21 protein-coding genes and 1 riboswitch are annotated in these 22853 nt (G+C 38.2%); of the genes, 5 read left to right on the top strand and 16 right to left on the bottom strand.

What is annotated here, in order from left to right; all coding sequences use genetic code 11:
* Positions 1 to 81: 81 nt before the first annotated feature.
* The 4 genes from FAR12_RS16880 to FAR12_RS16865 form a co-directional block, all read right to left on the bottom strand.
* The gene (locus tag FAR12_RS16880) at positions 82 to 1533 is read right to left on the bottom strand and encodes a DUF4153 domain-containing protein (protein WP_126409983.1); all 1452 of its coding nucleotides are present in this window, start codon (positions 1531 to 1533) and stop codon (positions 82 to 84) included.
* A gap of 68 nt (positions 1534 to 1601) precedes the next feature.
* The gene (locus tag FAR12_RS16875; RefSeq protein ID WP_126409982.1) at positions 1602 to 2240 is read right to left on the bottom strand and encodes an HAAS signaling domain-containing protein; all 639 of its coding nucleotides are present in this window, start codon (positions 2238 to 2240) and stop codon (positions 1602 to 1604) included.
* Positions 2221 to 2568 carry a PadR family transcriptional regulator gene (locus FAR12_RS16870; RefSeq protein ID WP_126409981.1) on the bottom strand — a complete coding sequence of 116 codons (348 nt, stop codon included), beginning with the start codon at positions 2566 to 2568 and terminating at the stop codon, positions 2221 to 2223. The genes FAR12_RS16875 and FAR12_RS16870 overlap by 20 nt, the downstream gene beginning before the upstream one ends.
* 88 nt (positions 2569 to 2656) lie before the next feature.
* Positions 2657 to 3715 carry an LLM class flavin-dependent oxidoreductase gene (locus FAR12_RS16865; RefSeq protein WP_126409980.1) on the bottom strand — a complete coding sequence of 353 codons (1059 nt, stop codon included), beginning with the start codon at positions 3713 to 3715 and terminating at the stop codon, positions 2657 to 2659.
* A 134-nt stretch (positions 3716 to 3849) separates the two neighbouring features.
* Between FAR12_RS16865 and FAR12_RS16860 the strand changes: the two genes are divergently transcribed.
* Positions 3850 to 4467 (top strand): NUDIX hydrolase, encoded by a 618-nt coding sequence (locus tag FAR12_RS16860; RefSeq protein ID WP_126409979.1) that lies wholly within the window; start codon positions 3850 to 3852, stop codon positions 4465 to 4467.
* Between the two features lie 96 nt (positions 4468 to 4563).
* On the opposite strand, the gene FAR12_RS16855 is transcribed toward FAR12_RS16860, so the two are convergent.
* Both FAR12_RS16855 and FAR12_RS16850 read right to left on the bottom strand, forming a co-directional pair.
* A complete protein-coding gene (locus FAR12_RS16855) occupies positions 4564 to 6189 on the bottom strand; it encodes a DUF4179 domain-containing protein (RefSeq protein WP_126410066.1) in 1626 nt (541 codons plus the stop codon).
* A complete protein-coding gene (locus FAR12_RS16850; RefSeq protein ID WP_126409978.1) occupies positions 6167 to 6733 on the bottom strand; it encodes an RNA polymerase sigma factor in 567 nt (188 codons plus the stop codon). The genes FAR12_RS16855 and FAR12_RS16850 overlap by 23 nt, the downstream gene beginning before the upstream one ends.
* 231 nt (positions 6734 to 6964) lie before the next feature.
* On the opposite strand from FAR12_RS16850, the gene FAR12_RS16845 reads away from it, so the two are divergent.
* Complete coding sequence (locus FAR12_RS16845; RefSeq protein WP_126410065.1) at positions 6965 to 7819, top strand: patatin-like phospholipase family protein; 855 nt, start codon at positions 6965 to 6967, stop codon at positions 7817 to 7819.
* Between the two features lie 248 nt (positions 7820 to 8067).
* Here FAR12_RS16845 and FAR12_RS16840 read toward each other — a convergent pair whose 3' ends face one another.
* From FAR12_RS16840 to FAR12_RS16820, 5 genes are all read right to left on the bottom strand, one after another.
* Positions 8068 to 8664: a flavin reductase family protein gene (locus FAR12_RS16840; RefSeq protein ID WP_126409977.1), complete on the bottom strand. Its 597-nt coding sequence runs from the start codon at positions 8662 to 8664 to the stop codon at positions 8068 to 8070.
* Positions 8665 to 8677: 13 nt separating this feature from the next.
* Entirely contained in the window at positions 8678 to 9616 is a 939-nt protein-coding gene (locus tag FAR12_RS16835; protein WP_126409976.1) for a ring-cleaving dioxygenase, read from the bottom strand.
* A 523-nt stretch (positions 9617 to 10139) separates the two neighbouring features.
* Positions 10140 to 10295 carry a DUF1540 domain-containing protein gene (locus FAR12_RS16830; RefSeq protein ID WP_126409975.1) on the bottom strand — a complete coding sequence of 52 codons (156 nt, stop codon included), beginning with the start codon at positions 10293 to 10295 and terminating at the stop codon, positions 10140 to 10142.
* A gap of 67 nt (positions 10296 to 10362) precedes the next feature.
* Positions 10363 to 10920 (bottom strand): hypothetical protein, encoded by a 558-nt coding sequence (locus FAR12_RS16825; protein ID WP_126409974.1) that lies wholly within the window; start codon positions 10918 to 10920, stop codon positions 10363 to 10365.
* A gap of 407 nt (positions 10921 to 11327) precedes the next feature.
* Positions 11328 to 14420 carry an efflux RND transporter permease subunit gene (locus FAR12_RS16820; RefSeq protein ID WP_126409973.1) on the bottom strand — a complete coding sequence of 1031 codons (3093 nt, stop codon included), beginning with the start codon at positions 14418 to 14420 and terminating at the stop codon, positions 11328 to 11330.
* Between the two features lie 98 nt (positions 14421 to 14518).
* Between FAR12_RS16820 and FAR12_RS16815 the strand changes: the two genes are divergently transcribed.
* Complete coding sequence (locus FAR12_RS16815) at positions 14519 to 15349, top strand: TetR/AcrR family transcriptional regulator (protein WP_126409972.1); 831 nt, start codon at positions 14519 to 14521, stop codon at positions 15347 to 15349.
* Between the two features lie 117 nt (positions 15350 to 15466).
* Here the strand turns inward: FAR12_RS16815 and FAR12_RS16810 are convergent, their stop codons facing one another.
* Entirely contained in the window at positions 15467 to 15586 is a 120-nt protein-coding gene (locus FAR12_RS16810; protein WP_126409971.1) for a hypothetical protein, read from the bottom strand.
* A 136-nt stretch (positions 15587 to 15722) separates the two neighbouring features.
* Positions 15723 to 15868: riboswitch (cyclic di-AMP (ydaO/yuaA leader) on the top strand.
* A 150-nt stretch (positions 15869 to 16018) separates the two neighbouring features.
* Between FAR12_RS16810 and FAR12_RS16805 the strand changes: the two genes are divergently transcribed.
* Together FAR12_RS16805 and FAR12_RS16800 are read left to right on the top strand one after the other, a co-directional pair.
* Complete coding sequence (locus FAR12_RS16805; protein WP_126409970.1) at positions 16019 to 17845, top strand: APC family permease; 1827 nt, start codon at positions 16019 to 16021, stop codon at positions 17843 to 17845.
* 256 nt (positions 17846 to 18101) lie between these two features.
* Entirely contained in the window at positions 18102 to 18968 is an 867-nt protein-coding gene (locus FAR12_RS16800) for a Cof-type HAD-IIB family hydrolase (protein WP_126409969.1), read from the top strand.
* A 40-nt stretch (positions 18969 to 19008) separates the two neighbouring features.
* Here the strand turns inward: FAR12_RS16800 and FAR12_RS16795 are convergent, their stop codons facing one another.
* The 4 genes from FAR12_RS16795 to FAR12_RS16780 all read right to left on the bottom strand — a co-directional run bounded on the left by FAR12_RS16795 (position 19009) and on the right by FAR12_RS16780 (position 22793).
* Positions 19009 to 19755: an amino acid ABC transporter ATP-binding protein gene (locus FAR12_RS16795; protein ID WP_126409968.1), complete on the bottom strand. Its 747-nt coding sequence runs from the start codon at positions 19753 to 19755 to the stop codon at positions 19009 to 19011.
* Between the two features lie 14 nt (positions 19756 to 19769).
* The gene (locus FAR12_RS16790) at positions 19770 to 20429 is read right to left on the bottom strand and encodes an amino acid ABC transporter permease (RefSeq protein WP_126409967.1); all 660 of its coding nucleotides are present in this window, start codon (positions 20427 to 20429) and stop codon (positions 19770 to 19772) included.
* An 81-nt stretch (positions 20430 to 20510) separates the two neighbouring features.
* Positions 20511 to 21290, bottom strand: coding sequence for an amino acid ABC transporter substrate-binding protein (locus FAR12_RS16785; protein WP_126409966.1), 780 nt, complete (start codon positions 21288 to 21290; stop codon positions 20511 to 20513).
* A gap of 204 nt (positions 21291 to 21494) precedes the next feature.
* Positions 21495 to 22793 (bottom strand): hemolysin family protein, encoded by a 1299-nt coding sequence (locus FAR12_RS16780; RefSeq protein WP_126409965.1) that lies wholly within the window; start codon positions 22791 to 22793, stop codon positions 21495 to 21497.
* Positions 22794 to 22853: the final 60 nt, after the last annotated feature.

Genomic DNA, 22853 nt, shown 5'->3' with positions numbered 1-22853 from the left:
CGATGGTCTACTAAATTCTTTAGTAGCCTTTTTAGGAATCCCCTTCCTCAAAAATCCATTTGGATTTTAGGTAGGGGTAGTTCAAAAGTCCAATTCTCCTAACCTTTCATAAGCACGATTCTTCGTTAGATTTTGTGACTGCCATGAATGGCTCTTTATATACACTCTATCCTTTTTTTGCTGCTGGAGCATAGACTCTACCCCTGTAACATTAGGATGTTTTTCGTAGAGCTCAATTAGGGCGAGAGTGCCCGTAGCAGATAAATTCCTTAAATAGTAAATATCAATTTTCCCGGTCTCCTCGTAACGAGCAATGTTTTTATCAGCGACAACCTTATTGAGATTGACCATATTAATGCCCGCATAATAAATCAGGGTAGCAATGAAATAGAAATGGAACAATGAAAGCTTCTCGAGCCAGATTTTTACGAGCGTATAAGCAAGAATAACCATAAGAAATATCATGAAGGAAACGACGAGAACCCGGGTAAATGTATATCCGTACGCCTCTTCATACAAATTCATTCTCATAAAAGCTGATACTAAAAGAACTCCACTTGCCAAGACGAGAACCGAAAGGGCAAGCTTCATTACTTTTTTCAAAGCACCAAATAGATTTTTTGTAAAAGTAATCACAATGGTTGTTACTGTCAAATTGATGAGCGTAACAAACAGCAATTCAAAAAATCCACGACGGGCATATTCTGCATACGTATAACCATCTGCCAAAGCCCCATTAAAGAAATACTTGAACTGAACAACAATAAATAATAAATAGACCAAATTAAGGAGGAAGAGGACCGTTAGTGTGATAATTCCATCTAGGGTTACACTAGATACTTCTCTTGGATGGATTTGAATTTTTCGTTGTAAAAGTACTTGTAAATAACCAAAGAATCCAAAAGTACAGAACAAGATAATAATGAACCTTATAAAATACTCAGGACTAAAATTAATCAACTCAGGCAACATCCCGATAAGTCTTTCAAATTGAGCATCAGCTGAGATTAAAAGCTGCAAAACAACAAATAAAACGGGAATGGAAATCGCAATTCCAATTAAAATCTTTTTCCATGCTTCATGTTGAGCTGATTTATTGCTGTTTGCAAAAAGCTTAGTAGCATGACTCGCGAATTTCGCATTAAAAACGATACTGTCAATTAGACGTTTTAGCGTATAACCGATGAAAAACAGACGATTCCATTCGATATTTTTTGGCGCTGTAATGAGGGCCAGGTGGAATATCACAAGAGCAGGAATCACAAGAATATTTAATACGTAAAAAGCCATGACATCGTATAAATAATACCCTGCAGACAACAACCAGATCACTATCAACACAAAGTATCCAAGCCTTTGATGGGAAAAGGAAAAGGCTCTAAATCGCCAAAATACTAACATGTAAAATGCAACAATGAAGCCAAAGAAAGAGAGACCTATTTGACCCCTAAAAAACGATTCTTCTGCCACAACTCCGGCAATTAAACACAACAATAAGAAAATCCAGTCTAGCTTCCCAATTTTTATTTCCATGATGTATCCTCCATTTATTTCGTAATTCTATATACATAGAATTACTATGTATTAGGCCAAAAAAAAGCTTAGATCGAAGCTTTTTTCCCCCACTTATAACTAATAAGACATACTGGATATAAAAGAATCGTGAACAGGATGCATAGCATGATAAAGGTTTCCGTTAATAACGGACGGAACCACTCATGCGGAATGATCTTGAACACCGTTAAAATCATTAAGGATAAATTCGGGATTAACGCTAATAAAAATGTATTACGCAATAACCGTTTCCCTTTATGGCCGAAGCCCTTGCCGATTTCATAGCCAAGCAATGCCCAAAAAAACATATATATTAGAGCGATTAAGATTGGAACGGATGTCAGCTGATCCCAAAGACTCGTGAGCCAGCTCCAATCAAGTAGATTATGAGCTAAAGTTAGAGCCCCTCCACCACCAAAAAAAAGAATATTCACAGCAATAAATAGCCATTTCATATTACTCGGCGTGACCGATAACTCTTCCTTCCACATGGCTGCGATTTCTCCTGGTGTACCAAACCGCGAATAGACTTGTTCACGCATATCTGATTCCTCTACTTGTCCATAAAAGCTGATGAGGAGTTCATCCAGATGGGCATCATATTCCATTAATATTGATTCTTTTTCTGGATGATTACCTAGCTGCCTTGCAAGTTCATTTAGAAATTCATTCTTCAGCAGTTCCATGTTTTTGTCTCCCCATCACCTTGTTCATTACTGAAACAAAGTCGTTCCATTCACGGGTTTTCTCTAACAGCATCTCTTTTCCTGCGTCTGTGATGCGATAATATTTTCTAGCTGGACCCTTCTCTTGTTCCTGCCAGTAGCATTCAATGTATTCTTGCTTTTCAAGCTTATGCAGGGCTGGATACAAAGTGCCTTCTTTAAAGGAAAACTCGTTGCTGCTTCGCTTTTCTAGCTCTTTTACAAGCTCGTAGCCGTACATATCCCGCTCTTCAAGCAACTGGAGTAACAAAAGGGCTGTGCTTCCTTTTACCAATTCACGATTAAACATTTTCTCACCTACCTAGAATTTTTAGGTATATAGAAATCCTACACCGTTACAAAGAAAATGTAAAGTGTAGGATTGAAAAAAGTTCCAATTATTCTATTCCAGTTTCTGCTTCCCATTTAGCGATTTCTTCGCGGACACGTGGTGCCACTTCCGTTCCTAAGAGCTCAATTGCTTTCATCACGTCTTCATGCGGCATTGTCCCCACTGGTACGTGAAGCATAAAACGAGTGATGCCCACATTCTTACGAAGATGGATGATTTTTTGTGCAACCGTTTCTGAATCTCCTACATATAAGGCTCCCTCGAAACTTCTTGCTGCATCGAAGGCAGCGCGGTCGTAATGGCCCCAGCCTCGCTCACGACCAATGACATTCATCGCTTGCTGAGTTGGTGGGAAGAATTTTTCACAGGCCGTGTCGTTATCTTCTGCAATAAAACCATGAGAATGAGAAGCAACTGGTAGCTTAGACACATCATGGCCAGCTTGAGCTGCTGCGCGCTTATAAAGCTGGACTAGGGAAGCGAATTGAACTGGTCTTCCGCCAATAATCGCTAATACAAGTGGCAATCCTAGCTGACCTGCACGGACAACTGATTGCGGAGTTCCACCACTTCCAATCCATACCGGTAACGGATCTTGAACCGGTCGTGGATACACCCCCAAATTATTAATCGCCGGACGATGGTTTCCACGCCATGTTACTTTTTCGGATTCTCTTATTTTTAAAAGTAAGTCTAGCTTCTCTTCGAATAATTCATGATAATCATCTAAATCGTAGCCAAAAAGTGGGAAAGACTCGATAAAAGATCCTCGTCCTGCCATAATTTCTGCCCGTCCATTCGAAATGCCATCAAGCATTGCAAAATCCTGGAATACGCGTACTGGATCATCTGAAGAAAGAACTGATACAGCACTTGTTAGTCTGATTTTTTTCGTTTGTGGTGCTGCTGCAGCAAGTAAAATAGCTGGGGATGAGGCTGCATAATCTTTTCGATGATGTTCCCCCACACCAAAGACGTCCAGTCCGACTTGATCAGCAAGAATGATTTCCTCTACTACTTCACGTAATCTCTGTGCATGGCTTATGACCTCGCCAGTTTTGACATCTGGCGTCGTTTCTACAAATGTACTAATTCCTATTTCCACTATGTATTTCCTCCTATGCTTTTTATCTTCATTTTGAGACTTTTTTACTTGAATCGCAAGAAATTAGTCGAAAGAAGACAAGGACTCTTAAAAATAAGGGAATATCTGGTACAATCTAGTTGGTGGTGATGTTAATGGAACCGAAATGGCTCGAATGGGCAAAACAACTGCAGTCCATTGCCCAAGCAGGATTAACCTATTCGAAGGATATTTATGACATTGAAAGATTTGAGCTAATTAGAGGCATGAGCATCGATATTCTTTCCCAGTACACGGAAGTGGATCAAACGATCATTCGGGATCTTTTTGCCAATGAAACAGGCTATGCAACTCCGAAAATAGATGTTAGAGCAGTAGTGTTTAGAGACAACAAAATTTTAATGGTGAGAGAAAATATGGACGGTGACTGGGCTTTGCCAGGCGGTTGGGGTGATATCGGGCTAACACCACGTGAAGTTGTGGTTAAAGAAGTAAAGGAAGAAGCCGGTTTTGATGTGAAAGCAACTAAGCTATTGGGGATACTTGATAAAAAATGTCATCCTCACCCTCCTTCTCCCTATCATGTCTATAAAATATTCATCCAATGCGAAATCATAGGCGGACAGGCGGAAGAGGGACTCGAAACAAGCGCGGTTGATTTCTTTGCTGAAAATGATCTCCCTCCACTATCCATCGCTCGAAATACCGAATCACAAATCAAATGGGCGTTTAAGTATTTGCATAATCCGCAGGAACCGGTGCGTTTTGATTGATTTGGTCAACACCATAACAAAAAGGCTTTGGATCTCGCATTCCAAGCCTTTTTGTCCCCGTATTACTATCACACCAGTCCGATTTATGGATTATTTTTAATACAACGGCACCTTCCATGGTTCTTTTAAATCTTGATAACGAGTGACAGAAGCCAAATGTAAACTCATTTCTTCAGGAACTTCTTTTAAGCCCTCAACTTTCAACTCAATCGTTGTCTTATACCGACCGTTCTTATCCTTTTCATTCAGAACAGATCCGCTCCAAGTGGTAGCATAGGCATTGCCTTTTTCATCGACTATAACCCAATCTCGCAGCTCCGAAGCCTGTTCCTCTTTCCCACCCTCCATTTCGATCTTAAGAAACCTTTCTCTTTCAATTGGAATTACCGATTTACGTAAGGAGTACTCGCTCGCCATATCAACTTTTTGAATCGTGATATAATTCCCCTCATACTCAAAATTGACTGGATGCTTTTTTAACTCCTTTGGCTTGATGTTTACAGAAAAATCTGAGGGTACCGTCTTTACAATTCTATCAAGGACAAAAGTTAACTGTTTCTCTTCTTTTTGTGGAACAAAGGATTCATTCCAAGCTACTTGTCCTATCTGCTCCAAATCTTCCCCTTGACCTTGAATCATTCCGATATCAACTGAAGTTCCTTCCCCTTCAAAAAAGGCATAATCATAATTGTAATACACCGGTTTCAATGCTGCATTTTCAATATGATATTGTACCCCTGTACTAAATCCTAGAAAGGATTGAACGACTTCCTCTCCAAAAGTTTCTTTAAACTTTTGAATTTGTGTTTCTATTCTTTCTCTTTCTTCCTCAGTAAAAGATGTTTCGTATCGTAATACACTTGAAGAAGGAGCAAATCGAAACTCTTTCATTGTTAATGAAACACCCTGAATATTAATGTGGGCATCGTTTAAAGCCAAATTTTTAGTAGACTTGATGCTTTCCGTTAAATCAATCGGCACTTCTAAGTCCCATTTCCCAGATGTCCCATCAAGTTCCTTAATATCAAACTTTAAGGTTAACTCCTTTAAAGTATCCAAATCTTTTAATGAAAGTTCTATTACTCCATATTCATCCGACGACTCCCCGGACCATCCAAGGCTAGTGATTTCAAGCTGACTCCCACTGGAATCAAAAGCTACAAGCTCATTTTTTGTTTCATCAAATTCCAAATAACTATCTAGAACTGCTCCTTCCTGATCAAGAATTTGATAGGATATAGCAATACGTGTAGGATCTGCAACTACATCCTCGACTCTAAGTGTTCTCCCCTTGTCTGTCACTTCCTTATTTATTCTCGAAGCAAAACCAGCATCCGAGGCCATTTTTAAGCCTTCATCCACATGTCCTGTCGAAAAAAATCCTCCGACCAATTTGGCAAGGCTTGGGCTTACGGTTGTAGTTAATCCTATAGCAAGTACAACTCCTGCTGCGATTAACAAGATTCTCTTCCAAGGGGTCCTCCTCAAGCGAACTTTTTGTTCATAAGGCTCGAGCTGTTCGAGAACAAACATATCAAACTCATCGGGTAATTCAGGCGTTTTTAAGGTTTCTATTAAAAAATGTTGCTCCTCCTCAAAAGCTACAACTACTCGCCTACATTCCTTACAATTGGTAATATGCGCATAGATATGATGTATATCTTCTTCAGCTAATAGATTATCAACATACTGGGACAATTTATCGGTCGTTGGACAGTTCATGAAAATAACCTCCTTCCTGTATCACTGTATCTCTCATTTTTTTCTTTGCTCGAAAAAGCTTATTTCTCACATTGGTAATAGGCATACCGACTAGTTCACCAATCTCCTCATAAGTTAATTCATTGACATATCTCAATAAAATAATCATTCGTTCATCATCTGGCAATGTTGCAATTAATCTTTCTAACTGTCTCTGTTTCTCTTTTTTCAGAAAGATCACTTCAGGATTGTTAGGGTTTACTACGGAGTCTTCATTGACTCCTACCAGTTCTAGGGAATATTGCTTTTTACGGAACTGATCCATACAATGGTTGATTGCTACCCGATATAGCCAGCTAGAAAAAGAGCCTTTCTGTTCATACTTTTCCAGCTGGTGATACACTTTTATAAAAGCATCTTGGACCAAATCTTGTGCATCTTGAGGATTTTTTGTCATCCGTACAATAGTTGCGTATAATGGATTTTTGTATTTTTTTATAATATTTCCATAGGCTTGCTTATCTCCAGAAAGCACTTCACTAATCCATTTCAAATCCTCTTCCATACTGACCTCCTTACGACAAAAGATATGCGCACTCCTTTGTTTTATCATTTCATCTATTATAACGAGTGTTCACAGGTAAAAATTTCATATATTCATAAAAAAATCTATTAGATGAAATTAGTCGAGCTTTTTCCTTGATAAAAAACATGAGGTTTATGTTAAAATATGTTAATAACTTACAAATGGTTTATTGATATAATTTTACATGACTACGTACGGATAAGAGGGGATATTATGGAACATACAGGTCTAGTATTAGAAGGCGGCGGTAGCCGTGGTGTTTATACAGGAGGCGTCCTTCGTTATCTAATGGAAGAGGAAATTTATTTTCCTTATATAGTAGGTGTATCTGCTGGTGCATGTAATGGTACTTCCTACGTTTCTCGTCAGATTGACCGTAATAAGATCGTTACGATTGATTATGCGAATCATCCTGAGTTTTTGTCTTTCCGGAATTTAATTAAAAAGAGACAGCTTTTTGGCATGGACTTTTTGTTCGATAAGCTACCAAATGAGTTGGTCCCCTTTGATTTTGAGACTTATTATCAGGCCAAAGAAGAGTTTGTCGTTGGTGTAACTGATTGTATATCTGGTGAACCTGTATTTTATAAAAAGGATGCTTACGCTAATAAAGAAGTCCTAACCTTGCTTCGTGCATCGAGTTCTTTGCCATTAGTTGCACCTGTTGTCCATTTTGATAATCGCATCCTTATGGACGGTGGCATATCGGATCCGATCCCAATCAAGCAATCCGTTACCGACGGAAATCCCAAAAACGTTGTCATTTTAACGCAAAACAGAGGCTATGTGAAAAAGCCACAATCAATGGGCTGGTATCTTCGAAAAAAATATAGTCAGTATCCTGGCTTATTGAAAGCTATTGAGAATCGTCATAAAGTTTATAACGAAACGCTACAATATATTTTTGATGAAGAGAAAAAAGGGAATGTTTTTGTCATTGCGCCAACTGACAAATTAGAGGTTGGACGTTATGAAAGAAATATAAGCAAACTAGATGCGTTATATCAAAAAGGCTTTGAAGATGTTAAAAAAATCTCTGAACCACTCAAAGAGTTTTTATCATAGGCTGTTTTCGTAAAGATTGTTGTTAAAATCCTACTGCCGTTGGCCAGCGGCCGATTTTAACGTAGAAATAGCCATTTGGCGCATCTTAACGAGTTTGCAAGCTCTTTTCTCATTAATTTACGATCAGTATCATTTTAAACAAAGTTAAATTCATTGATTTATTTTTTCCTAAAGCAACAAAGTTTGAGAAAAGAGCCTTATCATAGGCACAACAAAACGCTTGGAATTAAATTTTTCCAAGCGTTTATTTATTTCGGTCTTTCTATCGAAAAAATTTCGCCAACCTTGGCATAATTAGATCCAGCCAAGCGGCCTACAGCAGCAAGTCCTCTTGGGTCAATTCTTCCTTTTTCATAGAGTTCCTCAATTACATGGAATCGAACAACCTTCCCGATAATGAGATCATTATTATTGCCCAATTCCAATGAATGTTCTAATGTACATTCCATGCGGATTTTCGCTTCTTTTATCCCTGGAACAGAAATAATTTCACTATCAATCGGCGTCAAACCTGCTAATGCTACCTCACTTTGATCAGGTGTAAGACTGGCAGCTGTCAGATTAATTTTCTCTACATTATCTTCATCAACGATATGAACGACAAATTCTTTTGATTCTAGAATGTTTCTTGATGTGTCCTTACGATTTCCATTTCTACGACCAATGGAAACGGAAATCATCGGTGGATCCGAAGACACGATATTGAAATAACTAAAAGGTGCACCATTTAATACTCCTTCTTTAGACATTGATATCACGAAGGCGATTGGCCTTGGAATGATACTCCCAATCAATAACTTATAATTTTCTCTTTCATTATTAGTAGTCGGGTCAATGGATATCAAAGGTTCATCCCCTTTAGTCAAGTTCTCTTACTTCAAACGGAATGACAGCCTGCTCGATTTGCTCACGATGTGGTTCGTATTGTTCTGGTAGCATGAAATGCTGTCCCATTGTCTCATAAGATTCATCATGGGCAAAGCCTGGAGGATCTGTGGCAATTTCAAATAAAATTTCTCCATGCTCTCTAAAGTAAATCGCGTTAAAGTAGTTTCTGTCTTGGACTGGAGTCACGCCATAACCAAAGCTTTCAACATATTTCTTCCAATCTAATTGGTCAGCATCGTCGTTAGCTCTCCATGCAATATGATGAACGGTCCCTACGCCCATACGTCCCCGTCCAACTGAAGTTGCTTTTAAGTCTACTACATTTCCGATTTCTGCAGAAGAGCGGAAACGGATGATATCTCCTTCTTGTCCTACTCGTTCAAGGCCTAATACATTTTCTAAAAGATCGGCAGTTTTTTCTGGCTGTGCTGACAATAGAGTTGCACCACCAAATCCTTTAATCGCTACTTCTGGTGTGACGCCACCAAATGTCCAAGTATTAAGCTCTCCTTCTTCGCGCTCAACCATTTCCAAATGAAGTCCATGTGGATCATCAAATTGAATATATCGTTCGCCAAAGCGTTCTACTTTTGTAAATGGAACCTCAAACTTTTCTAATCTTTTTTCCCAAAACGCCAATGCACCAACTGGTACTGCATAAGACGTGATTCCAACTTGCCCATCTCCAATTTTTCCTTGATAGGCATTTGCCCATGGGAAGAATGTGATAATCGTACCTGGCTTCCCACCATCATTTCCAAAATAAAAATGATACGTACCAGGATCGTCAAAATTCACTGTTTGCTTCATTAAACGTAATCCTAAAACACCTGCATAAAAATCAACATTTTCTTGAGGATGACCTACAATAGCTGTTATATGATGAATTCCTGTAGTTTGTTTGCTCATGATATTCTCTCCTTTTTCATTAGTTTTTCCATAATATGAAAATCAATTATCTCGAATTCGAGATAATATCTCAAAAAAAATATAGTTAATTAAAATATCTTGAATCTGAGATAATTTTATAATGGTTTGTGCACTATGTCAATAGAAAAAGGTATTTCTGATTTAGAGTAGAAAATATTTATATATCAATTTGTCCGAATGTAGAAATCAGAAATAAATAAATAAACAAACACGCACAAAAAAACAAAGGGGAATTAATATGAGCAAAAAACTGAAGACAAGATTGACTCAATGAATCAACTCTTTCCTCAATGGGCTCTCTCAGACTTGGAGGCAAAAGGTTTGTCAAAGGTGAGAAGTAGAAAACCCATTGCCTAGTTGAACGGGCGATGGTCTACTAAATTCTTTAGTAGCCTTTTTAGGAATCCCCTTCCTCAAAAATCTAAATAGATTTTAGGTAGGGGTAGTTCAATTATTGATGAGAAATGCATAGAGAGCAACCGAATTGGTTGCCCTCTTTTTTTTACAATTCAGGTTCAAATGTTTTACAATCCGTTTCTTCGCTCTTGGAAGCTTCTTTCCCTTTGTGACTCACCACGTAAATCGCATCTGCGTGACATCTATTGCCTTGCCCCCAATAGGTACAGTTCGCTACTTCACAAAGTACATCCTGTGCCAAAGTATCTCACCTCCCTGTATTTTAGGATTTGCCGCAATGGTCGGTTCATACTGGGTAAGATTTGCCGTCAGATAGAGATGGCGTTGAACGAATAATCCACTGATCTTATATGGTGAACTAGGTCACCTTGATATTCTAATTGGAAATGTTCGATTTGTTGGAGGTCGTGTGGCGAAATTAATGAAAGTGGCTTGTTGAATTGAACGACCCCACCTTTGTTTAGAGTCGTAGCGACAAATTCTGAACAAAAATAGGCATGCTCTCGTTTCAGTTGTTTCTTTAAAATAAATGCAAATAGTCCTATAAAATTGTATCTATACAGATGTTTTTGGGATTCGATGTTTTTGACGAAATCCTTCATGATTTGAAGCTGACTGTCCGTAACAGTAAAGCTATAAATTCTACACCTGGCATTTTTGAATAATCCTTCGTCTACGCTCTCTTTTACAAAACCACCGATGAATGGGTTTCTCGGATCTTTTCGACCAAAACTGTATACTTCTTTGAGGTTCTGGTCAAACGCGATAGAAGCGTGGTTATATGGCTTTTTAGTATATAGCTTAATCATCCTTGTAAATAATGTCCCCGTATCGGTTAAAAGCAAGTATACCTTTCTCTCTCCCATTATGATCCCCTCATGTCTTTATTTACTCTTTCATCTTAAAGGAGATTTGACGGGGTCATAATGGACTAGAGAAATATTTTCGACTCGGACTTGAGACGTATTTCCGACTTAGCCTCATCCTGTGCTTCGAGCCATTTGTCGGTCAGCTTTGGCCCTTCCTTGACTCATCCTGGCGTACAAATTCAATTTATCGGTCAGCTCGTCTCCTTCTGGCTTTATCTTGGCGTACAAATCCCATTTATCGGTCAACTTCACCCCCTTCTGTGCTTATCTTGGCGTACAAATCCTATTTGTCGGTCAGCTTCATCCACTTATGCACTTATGTTGGCGTGCACCCCCCCCAAAAAACAAAAAAAACCGAAGAGATACCCAATAGTATCTCTCCGGCCTGAAACCAAACCAATAAATTAATCTTCTTCAATTTCCTTACGGTTTTTCTTGAACATCTTAGACAATACTTCGTATACGATTGGCACAACAATCAATGTTAATAACGTCGAACTTGTTAAACCACCGATAACCGTAATTGCTAGACCCTTCGAGATTAAACCGCCGCCTCCACCAGCACCCATAGCTAATGGAATTAATGCACCAATTGTTGCAATTGCTGTCATTAGGATTGGGCGAAGACGTGTTGCTCCCGCTTCAAGGATGGCTTCACGCATGCTCATTCCATCGCGTTCCATATGGATAATACGATCCACGAGTACAATTGCGTTTGTGACAACGATACCGATTAACATCAAGAGACCCATCATAACCGATACAGAGATTGTTTCGCCTGCTAGATACAATCCAACAAACGATCCAATTACTGCAAATGGTAATGAGAACAGGATCGCAAATGGTGCTAATCCTTCACCAAATGTCACAACAAGAATGAAGTATACAATAGCGATTGCCGCAGCCATTGCAACACCAAGCTGTGTAAATGTTTCAGTCATATCTGCTTGAACCCCAGCGACACCAACTGTTACACCTTTTGGTAAATCTAATTTATCGATATCTTTTTCAACTTCTGCTGAAGTTTTAGAAATATCTTTATCTAAAATTGTACCTGACACCGTAGCATAGTATTCACCTTTACTACGAGCTAGTGTATTTAATGTTGTACCTTCTTCAACAGTTACAAGTTCAGAAAGCGGCATTGTTGTTCCAAGAGCTGTTGGTACCTGAGTAGCTAAAATATCATCAATGGATTTTGGCTGCTCTGTTTGCTCTTTTTGAACAATAACTTCTAATTCGTCACCGTCTTTTTCAACTGTTGTTAAAACATCTTCTGTTTTAGTTGGATTTAACATCATGACAATTTGACCTGTCGTTAAACCATATTGTAGCAATTCATCTTGCTCAACTTTGAAGGTATACTCGACATATGCTTCTTCTGCACTTGAAGAAACATCCTCTAAGCCATCATTCTTCTTCATAACATCTTCTACTTGTTTTACAGCGTCATTTAATTTGTCTAAATCTTCACTGTAGAACGTATAGCTAACTTCATTTGTAGACATCGACATTGACGTGAAGTTCTGGCTCTTCCATTCTCCGCTTTGTCCGATGTTGAAGACATACTCTTCAATTTCATCGCGAACCTCTGCGAAGTTCTCCATGTCTGGGTCAAAGATTAGGTACATTAACGCACCGCCTGCTCCTCCGCCCATCATCGCTGTCATCGGATCAGCACTATCATTATCAGTAATAGATACTTGAACAATGTCAATGTCTTTACGATCAAGCATTTTTTCTTCTACTTTTTCAACATTTGCTAATGTATCCTCCATCAGCTCGCCAGCTTCTGGTGTGTACGTTAAATACATAACCTTTTCTTCTTCACTACCCATGAAGCTAAAACCAATTAGTGGAGTTAACGCCAAGCTACCTGCTAATAATACGATCGCGATAAGAGAAGTAATGATTTTATGATTAAGGGCCTTTGCAAGTACCCCCTTGTACCAATTCGCTAATTTCCCTACCTCTTTATGATTGCTTTCTGTTTTTTCACCATAAAGCTTCTTTCTAAATAAGAAGTGAGAAAGAGCTGGTACAATCGTGATCGCGACTAATAATGAAGCTCCAAGAGCAAATGTCATCGTTAAAGCAAACGGCATGAACAATTCTCCAACCATACCGCCTACAAAAATAAGTGGAGCGAATACCGCAACAGTTACTAATGTTGATGACAAAATTGGTTTGAACATTTCAATCGTTGCTTCACGAATCAATCCACGACCTGTGAATTTTTCTCCTTTTAAGTGGAGACGACGATATATATTTTCCACGACGACGATCGAGTCATCGATAACACGACCAATGGCCACAGTAATCGCACCAAGAGTCATAATATTAAGCGTAATGTCCAACCAGTTCAAAATCATTAACGCCATAAAGATTGAAACTGGGATAGAAACGATTGAAATAATCGTTGATTTAAAATCACGTAAGAATAAAAGGATGATTAGAACCGCAATTAAACCACCAAATACCGCCTTTTCAACCATCGTAGTTACGGATTCCTTAATTGGTTCACCTTGGTCAAGAGAAACATCCACTACAAGACCATCGATTCTTTCTTTCTCATCTTCCATTAAATCCTTCACAGCATCGACAACGTCAACTGTGTTTGCTTGTTGCCCTTTAACAATTTGGATGGCAATCGCGTTTTCACCATTTGTACGTGAAACCGATTGTTCTCTACCAACCAATTCAATTTTAGCGATATCGCCTAATTTAACGAATGGAGAAGGTTGCGATTGCGAAGGTGTTACTGGAATAAGCATGTCTTTTAATTCATCAGCCGTCATAAATTTACCATCGACGGAAACAGCTTGTTCACCTTCTTCAAACTCGTAAAGACCTAGTGAAACAGCAAGGTCACTCGCTTGAATCATTTCCTTCACTTTATCTTCCGTTAAGCCAAGCTCCTTCATTTTTGCTTCATCGTAAGTAAGCTCAACTTCTTCAATATGCTGACCTGTAATTGTTGCGGAAGCAACGCCATCGATCTTTTCAATCTTTGGAAGTAAAACATCTTCTACCGTTGATGTTAATTCAACAATATCCTCTGTTTCACTACTTACACTAAGTGCCACAACTGGCATCATATTCATACTAAGTGCCGTAACCGTAGGCTCCTGAGCCCCTTCTGGCATGGTTACTGTATCTAACGCAGATTCTAACGCGCGTTTTGCCTCGTCCATATCTACGCCGTAATCATATTCAACTTGAATATTGGCCATATTGGAATAAGAATTGGAATAGACAGCTTTCACGTCTTCCAAATTTTCAACTGCTTTTTCGATTGGCATCGAAATTTCTTCCATCACCTTTTCAGGAGTGGCACCAGGGTATACACCCATAACCATTAAGTATGGAATCGAAATATTTGGTATGGTCTCCATTTTCATTCTTGTACCGGAATATATCCCCGACGCAGTTATGATTATTGTGAGGAGCCACACTGCTAGTTTGTTTTTAATAACAAAATTGACTAACCCTTTCACTGTTACACCTACCCTTAATTGACTTTGCGAACTCATTTTCTTATAATAATGACTAACTGGTCATTTGTCAATAAATTACCTAGGAGAGATATGAAGAAATGGTAAAGAAATTATTAATTATGGAAAAAGCATTAGAACTCTTTGCAAAGCAAGGATTCGAAGCTACTTCTGTCCAACAGATTACCGATTATTGTGGGATCTCAAAAGGTGCTTTTTATCTTTCATTTAAATCAAAAGAAGAGTTAATTTTAGAGCTGATCGATCATTTTATGAAACAGTTCATATCTGACATTGACTACTCGGTCAAAAATACGAACAAAGATGATCTTCTATCCGCTTTTTTCTATGCAACTTATCAAAGTTTCCAAGAACACTCTAACTTTGCCAAGATTCTTATTCAGGAACAAGCCCATTCCTTAAGCGAGGAGTTCCTTCTTAGAATGCGTGACTATGATCATAAATTGGACAAAGCCATATTAACTATGATTGAACGCGTATATGGCCCTAAAATCGAAACTATCAAATATGATTTAATCTATAGTATCAAAGGATTTGTGAACAATTATTCCGGATTAATCCTTTTCAATAACCTACCAGTAGATGTCGACTTACTCGTTCGTTCGTTGGTGGAAAAAACAAATATTCTTGCACAACATATGACGATCCCGTTCGTCTCTCCAGAAATTTCGACACTGTTATTACGGTCGAAGGACGAAAAAGTTTCAAAAGAGCAACTCATCGAATTACTCGAGCAAAAATTAAACGAACTTGATGAGTCAATCGAAAAAGAATCATTAAGCCTACTAAAACAACAGCTGCTGGAACCATCTTTTAGTCCTGCGATCGTAAAAGGGCTATTGGAAAACATCCGAAATCACCCCCACTGTAAATGGATTTCTTACTTGTTGCGAGATTTTTTTGAAATTTAAAAAGCGATCCCTCGATTGGATCGCTTTTACTTTTATGAAGAATAAATTATTCTGCAATAACCACTTTGTAAATTCTATATGTAAACATACTGAATACTTTTCCCAAACTTTTCAGAGTCATTTCTTTATATCATCTTCCGGTTCCTCTGATTCTTCCCACCCATATAGATCGTTAATTTCTTTCGCCAGTTCATCTAAAAATTCATCAGATAATAACGGATCATTTTCTTTCAGCATGCCAGATCCTCCTTATGCTTGATAACAAATTGTTCATTATTTTTTACTAACATTTCCCTTTTTTAAAGTTTTATCCTCTATGAAAAATAGTTATTTACTTTTTCAGATCACAGGAGTATTATTATCACAGTTTCAAATTTCTAAATCGCTGAAACCGATAGGTACGGGGGAACCATTTTCGTGGATTTCAATGTGAATCCAAGGGGTGAATCCTTTATTGGTAGGGCTACTCAATGGTCCGAATCCGACAGCTAACCTCGTAAGCGTTATATGAGAAGGAAGGTGGAACTTGTGGGACAAAAATTATAATGTCTACAAGTCTATTTCGTGATGACTTGTAGGCATTTTTTTATTCGCAAAAAAGTTACGCTGCTTCGAAATTTCTTTTTGGGGTAAATTACGTTTATAAAAATTGTGGTGGTGTAGTAAGTCATGATGTTTCCATTGAAGAGACTGTTAATAGGTCGACCATTAAAATCAACAGAACTCGGTGAGCAAAAGCTTAATAAAACGAAAGCATTGGCTATCCTGTCTTCCGATGCTTTATCTTCTGTTGCTTATGGTCCAGAACAAATATTAATTGTCTTATTAACAATAAGTGCGGCAGCTTTCTGGTATTCCATACCGATTGCTATAGGAGTATTAGTCCTACTTACAGCACTTATTTTATCGTATCGACAGATTATTTTTGCGTATCCTCATGGTGGTGGAGCCTATGTGGTGTCTAAAAATAACTTAGGGGTTAATCCAGGGCTCATTGCAGGTGGGTCTTTACTTGTTGATTATATTTTAACGGTAGCAGTAAGTGTATCAGCAGGAACAGATGCAATCACTTCTGCATTTCCGGCACTCCATTCTCACAATGTGCTGATAGCTATCATTTTTGTGATCTTTCTTACTTTATTGAATTTGAGGGGAGTAACGGAATCTGCTTCTATTTTAGCATATCCGGTTTATTTATTTGTATTGGCACTACTTATTCTTATCGGTGTTGGGTTATTTAATATTGCGACTGGTTCCGTCCCACCGGATTTACATACTCCAGTCGGGACTCAGATAGCAGGAATTAGCCTATTTTTACTTTTAAAGGCATTCGCCTCAGGAAGTTCAGCCTTAACAGGGGTTGAAGCGATTTCCAATGCGATTCCAAACTTTAAAGATCCTGCTCCAAAAAATGCAGCAAAGACCCTCGCTTTTATGGGCGGATTACTAGCAATATTGTTTTCAGGCATTGTTTTCTTATCTTATTATTACGGAATTGTTCCAAGTATCGAAGAAACGGTTGTCTCACAACTTGCCGAAGACACCTTTGGAAGAAACTTTATGTATTTCTTCGTTCAAGGTACGACAGCCTTAATCTTAATACTTGCCGCCAACACGGGATACACAGCTTTCCCATTATTGGCGGTTAACCTAGCAAAAGATAAGTTTATTCCGAGAATGTTTACGATTCGCGGAGACCGACTTGGATATTCCAATGGAATTATCTTTCTAGGACTTGCTTCTATTGTCTTAATTATCGCCTTTGGCGGGCAAACTGAGCATCTTATTCCACTTTATGCAGTTGGTGTATTCATTCCATTTACTTTGTCCCAAACTGGAATGGTCGTGAAATGGCTGCGTGAAAAGCCACAAGGTTGGGTTGGAAAACTTATTATTAATGCATTAGGAGCTATCATTTGTTTAGTTGTTACCTTGATGTTCTTTATTACTAAGTTTCCACAAGTATGGTCCGTACTAGTTTTCATACCGGTGATTATGTTCGTCTTTCACCGAATTAAGAACCATTATGAAGCCGTTGGTGACCAACTTAGAATTACAGAAGATAATCATGCTGTCCCGATTGAAGGGAATGTTATTATTGTCCCAGTTGCAGGCATTACCCGAGTAGTCGAGAATTCATTAAACTACGCAAAATCGCTTAATCCAAATCAAATTATTGCAGTATATGTTTCTTTTGAAAGAGACGAAGAGAAGAAATTCGAGGAAAAGTGGCAAAAGTGGCAGCCTGATATCCGCCTTGTGACTTTGCATTCACAATACAGAAGTATCATCCAACCACTTACGAAATTTGTGGATATTGTCCAGCATAAAGCAAGTGAGTCTAACTATGGGGTAACAGTGGTCATCCCTCAATTCTTACCAAAAAAGGGTTGGCAAAACATTCTTCATAACCAATCTAGTTTACTCATTCGTGCATTCTTGCTTTTCCGAAGAGATGTTATGATTACAACTGTTCCATTTCATTTGAAAAAGTAATGAAAGACTCCTCAAAATTTTTGAGGAGATTTTTTTTGCATAGTGAATTGCTTCCTTTATAAATTAATTGGATAAAGAAATCGGCACTAAAACATCTAGTAGCTCTTTGTAATGATTATGTAAAGGATTTCTCCTAGCTCAAAAGTGTTGATCATTTAATGTTATAATGTTCTAAACCAGAAAATTTTCAACCCTCCATTACTTCTTCGAGTCTGTTAAATGACAGATACTCAATCTAAACAAGGGAGAGAATGCGATGAAGCTTATAGCTCTTGATATGGACGGTACCACTTTAAATTCAAAAAAAGAAATGAGCGAAGAAAACATCCGAGCGATTAAAAAAGCTCAAGAAGAAGGGCATATCGTCATGATTTTATCGGGAAGACCGTTTGTCTTAATCAACGAACAGATTTCCAAACATGGTCTGGAGTGTCCGATTGGCGGGAATAATGGCACAGAGTTATATAAAGAAGGAAAATTGCTTGAGCGAACTTCTTTAACTACAGCTCAAAGTCTACAAATAGCTTCCGAACTTGAAAAAGAAATTGTCCCTTATAAAATTGGAACAGACAAAGGTACGTTTGTGCATAAAGATTGGTTTGAACGATTTGATCAAGTCCTAGAATCTGGACGTGTGCCCGATGAATACTTCACGCATAAAGATTACAAGATGTTCACTGCGTCTCCTAAGGTTTATGGACAAGGATTTTTCCAACAATATGAGGACGTCATCCATGAGGAATCTGCTGTGCAAAAAATTCTTGTCTTAACACTCGATCCTGAACAAAGGCAACGATTGCAGACAAATTTAGAGGCTATCGGCGAAATTTGTGTCACCTCGTCCTCTCCTTTTAATCTTGAGATTATGCACATAAACGGGAATAAAGGAAACGGACTTAGAGCGATGGCTCAGCATCTCAATATTCCTATCGAAGACACGATTGCTATTGGGGATGAGAAAAACGATCTCCCGATGTTTGCTGTAGCTGGATTATCTATTGCCATGGGTAATGCCGATGAAGAAATTAAGAATGCTACTGACCTTGTAACTTTAACGAATGATGAAAACGGTGTAGCTTACGCCATTGAGCAATATGTATTAAAAGGTTCTTATATATCGTAAATAGAAAGAGATACCGCATCTAAAAACGGTATCTCTTTTTTTACTTCAAGCTTCTTTTCAAAAATGCTTTCGTTCGATCAAATTGAGGGTTCTCAAATAATGCTTTTGCATTTCCTGACTCGACGACTTCCCCATTGTCCATGAAGATTGCTTTCGTGGCCACTTCTTGGGCAAATCCCATTTCGTGTGTAACGACCACCATCGTCATCTTTTCTTTCGCGAGATTTTTCATCACCTCTAGGACTTCACCAGTTAACTCTGGATCGAGAGCTGAAGTAGGTTCATCAAATAACAAAATTTCCGGTTCCATCATGAGTGCTCTCGCAATCGCTACTCGTTGTTTTTGACCTCCTGAGAGATTAGCAGGATAGGCATTTTTCCACTTCGTCAAACCAACCTTTTCTAGCAATTCCTCAGATCGCGCCTTAATTTTGCTCATTGGTTCTTTTTTTGCTAGTTTAGGCGCAATCTCCAAATTGCCACTGACCGTTAAATGCGGGAACAAGTCAAAATGCTGAAATACCATGCCCATTTTTGACGTAATTTGTTTAATTTCCTGTGGTTTAGCATAGATTCCTTTTTCCACAAGGGATTCATCATTTATTTGGATCGTTCCTCCATCAATCTCTTCAAGGTGGATTAAGCTGCGTAAAAGAGTACTTTTTCCCGAACCAGAAGGACCAATAATCGCAACCACATCGTTTTTATTAATATCGAGTGAAATCCCTTTAAGGACATCGAGCTCGCCATATGATTTCTTCAGATTAGAAACACTGATAATTGGCATATCCATACTCCTTATTATTCAAACTTAAATTTACGTTCAAGATATTTAAAGAACAACGATAACACGAGTGTCATGACCAAATAAATAATAGCCGCAATGAAAAATGGCACGATCGTGAAATCCCGATTCACAGCTGTTTGGGCAAAGTGTAATAATTCTGGTACTGCAACTGCATAAAGCAAAGCTGTATCTTTCACTAAGGTAATCGATTCATTCGCCACTGCTGGCAGAGCGATACGAATCATTTGCGGGACTATAATCCGTGTTAAGGACTGCCACTTCGTCATTCCGAGAACCTTTGATGCTTCATATTGCCCCTTATCAATGGACAGAAGGCCACCCCTAAAGATTTCCGCAAAATAGGCAGCATAGTTAAGAACAAATCCTAAAGTGGCGGCAACAAATCGATCGAGTACAAGATATTCGCCCACTCCAGGAATCATCGGTAATCCAAAACAAATGAATAATAACTGTAGCAATAACGGTGTCCCGCGCATGACATAGATATACCCATGCGCCAAATAGGAAAGAATTTTCACCTTGCTATTCACTGCAAGTGTTAACAGGAATCCTAGTGGGATCGACAACACAATCGCAATAATAAATAAAAGAATTGTTGTTTGTGCCCCCTCAAGCATAGGCTTAAGCAGGGTAATGATATATTCTGACGACATTTTCCTTGTCCCTCCGAAAAATAAAACAGGCTTTCCAGTGGAAATCCTGTTTTAACAACTATTTGTTACTTACACGATCGCTTACTTCAATAATCGATCTTCACCAAACCAGGTTTTCGAAATTTCACCGGCCGTACCGTCTTTGACTAATTCATCCAGTGCCGATTGCAGCTGGTTAAGCAATTCATCGTTTCCTTTCTTGACTCCGATTCCATATTCTTCAGGAGCAAGAGACTCATCAAGCACTTTAAACGTATCTTTTTGAATGGTCATATAGTAATCAATAACAATGGAATCAATAATGACGGCGTCCAAACGACCGCTTTTTAAATCATTTAAGGCAGTTACATTATCAGAGAACTCGGTAACCTCTTTAACTTTAGAGCTTAATTCACTTGCATTCAAAGCATCAGCTGCAGAAGAAAGTGCTTGTAGGCCAACAACCTTACCGTTTAAATCATCTAGCTTTGTCAGCTTTGAATCCTCCAACGTAACGACCACTTGCGCATTGCTTAAATACGGTTTTGTAAACAACACTTTTTCTTTGCGTTCATCGGTAATAGTGTAGCCATTCCAAATAAGGTCAATACGACCACTGCTTAATTCAGATTCCTTCGCTTTCCAATCAATCGGCTGGAATTCAGGAATTTTCCCCATCTTCTCCACGACTGCCTTCGCTAAATCAATATCGAATCCAACGATTTCATTGTTTTCATCACGAAAACCCATTGGAGCAAATTTATCATCGATTCCAATCACAATCGTTTGTTCATCTTCTTTTGAAGATGAATTCGAACACGCTGTGAAAAGAGTTAAAGTAATTATTGAAGCTAGTATATATAGAACGAATCTCTTTTTCATGATTCTGACACCCTCTATTTGATATTATTTTTTCGAAACGCTTTAGTTCGCTAATATATTAATGAGTTAACGAATATAAATTTACCATACCAGAAAAATATTTGTCAACAATAACATTTTAATATATTAGCAGACTAAAGGATTGGTTTTTCTCTCATAAACAAAAAATAGGTAGGACTTTTCTTAAGCCCTACCCATTTTTTCTTATAATTTTTTTTGCACCTCTAAATAATGAATTTGAGGTCCATCATTTTTTTGAACCCTAAAGATGTAACCACCGTATTCTACTTCGGTACCAGTCGTGGCATCAAATTCTTGAGTCAAGAACCAGCCTCCAATCGTATCCGTCTCTTCTTCTGAAAGATCCGTACCTAATAAATTGTTAACATCCTCAATTCGTAATTTAGCGTCGATGATATAATGATCTTCCTTTAATTTTCGAATATCAGGAACTTCATCCTCATCAAATTCATCTCGAATTTCACCAACAATTTCTTCTAGAATATCTTCAACCGTCACTAATCCAGAAGTTCCGCCATATTCATCCATCAGAATCGCCATGTGGATGCGTTCTTTTTGCATTTTTACTAATAGATCATGAATTGGCACATTCTCAATCACACGAATAACTGGATTAATGAACTTCTCTAAGTCGAATTCTTCTTTAGAAGTTTGAAGGTAAAAGTGAGCCGTTAAAAATTCTTTCATATTAATAAAACCACGAATACTATCCTTATCCCCATCAACAACTGGATAACGAGTATAATTTTCGGTTTTAATGGTGTTCAAAATTTCATCAAAGGTACCATCCAAGGAAATCGTGACCATCTCTGTTCTTGGTACCATAATTTCTTTCGCAATTCTTTCATCAAATTCAAAAATATTATTCATATACTTCAATTCATTTTTATTAATTTCCCCACTCTTATAGCTTTCGGATAATAAAATACGAAGCTCTTCTTCGGAGTGCGCAACTTCATGTTCTGATGCTGGTTTTAAACCGAATAAACCAACAAGCACACGAGCTGAGCCATTCAAAAACCAAATGAATGGGTACATGATTTTATAGAACAAGATAATTGGTTTTGCAAATAAAAGTGTAACTTCTTCTGCTTTTTGAATAGCCGCTGTTTTTGGGGCTAGCTCCCCGATCACCACATGTAAAAATGTAACTAATGCAAAGGCAATCCCAAAAGATAGAATATGTGTAATTGATTCATTTAAGTGAAAATACTCAAACAAAGGGTGCAATAATCTTTCAACAGTCGGCTCACCTAACCACCCTAATCCCAAAGCTGTAATTGTAATTCCTAGCTGGCAGGCTGATAGGTATTCATCTAAGTGCGTAACTACTCTTTTAGCCGCTATCGCACCTTTATTTCCTTCTGAAATCAGTTGATCAATTCTTGAAACACGTACTTTTACAATCGCAAATTCTGTTGCTACGAAAAAGGCTGTTAATGCAATTAATAGTACAATTAAAATTAAGTTAATAGTCGTCAATCATTCGCCTTACCTAGGTAAGGCATACACCTCCAGTATTTTTCTAATTTATCTTATTAT

This window comes from Bacillus yapensis (assembly GCF_005280205.1).
Taxonomy (GTDB): domain Bacteria; phylum Bacillota; class Bacilli; order Bacillales; family Cytobacillaceae; genus Robertmurraya; species Robertmurraya yapensis.
The sequence above is the reverse complement of the archived record's forward strand: the minus strand, read 5'-3'. Positions and strand labels throughout refer to the sequence as shown.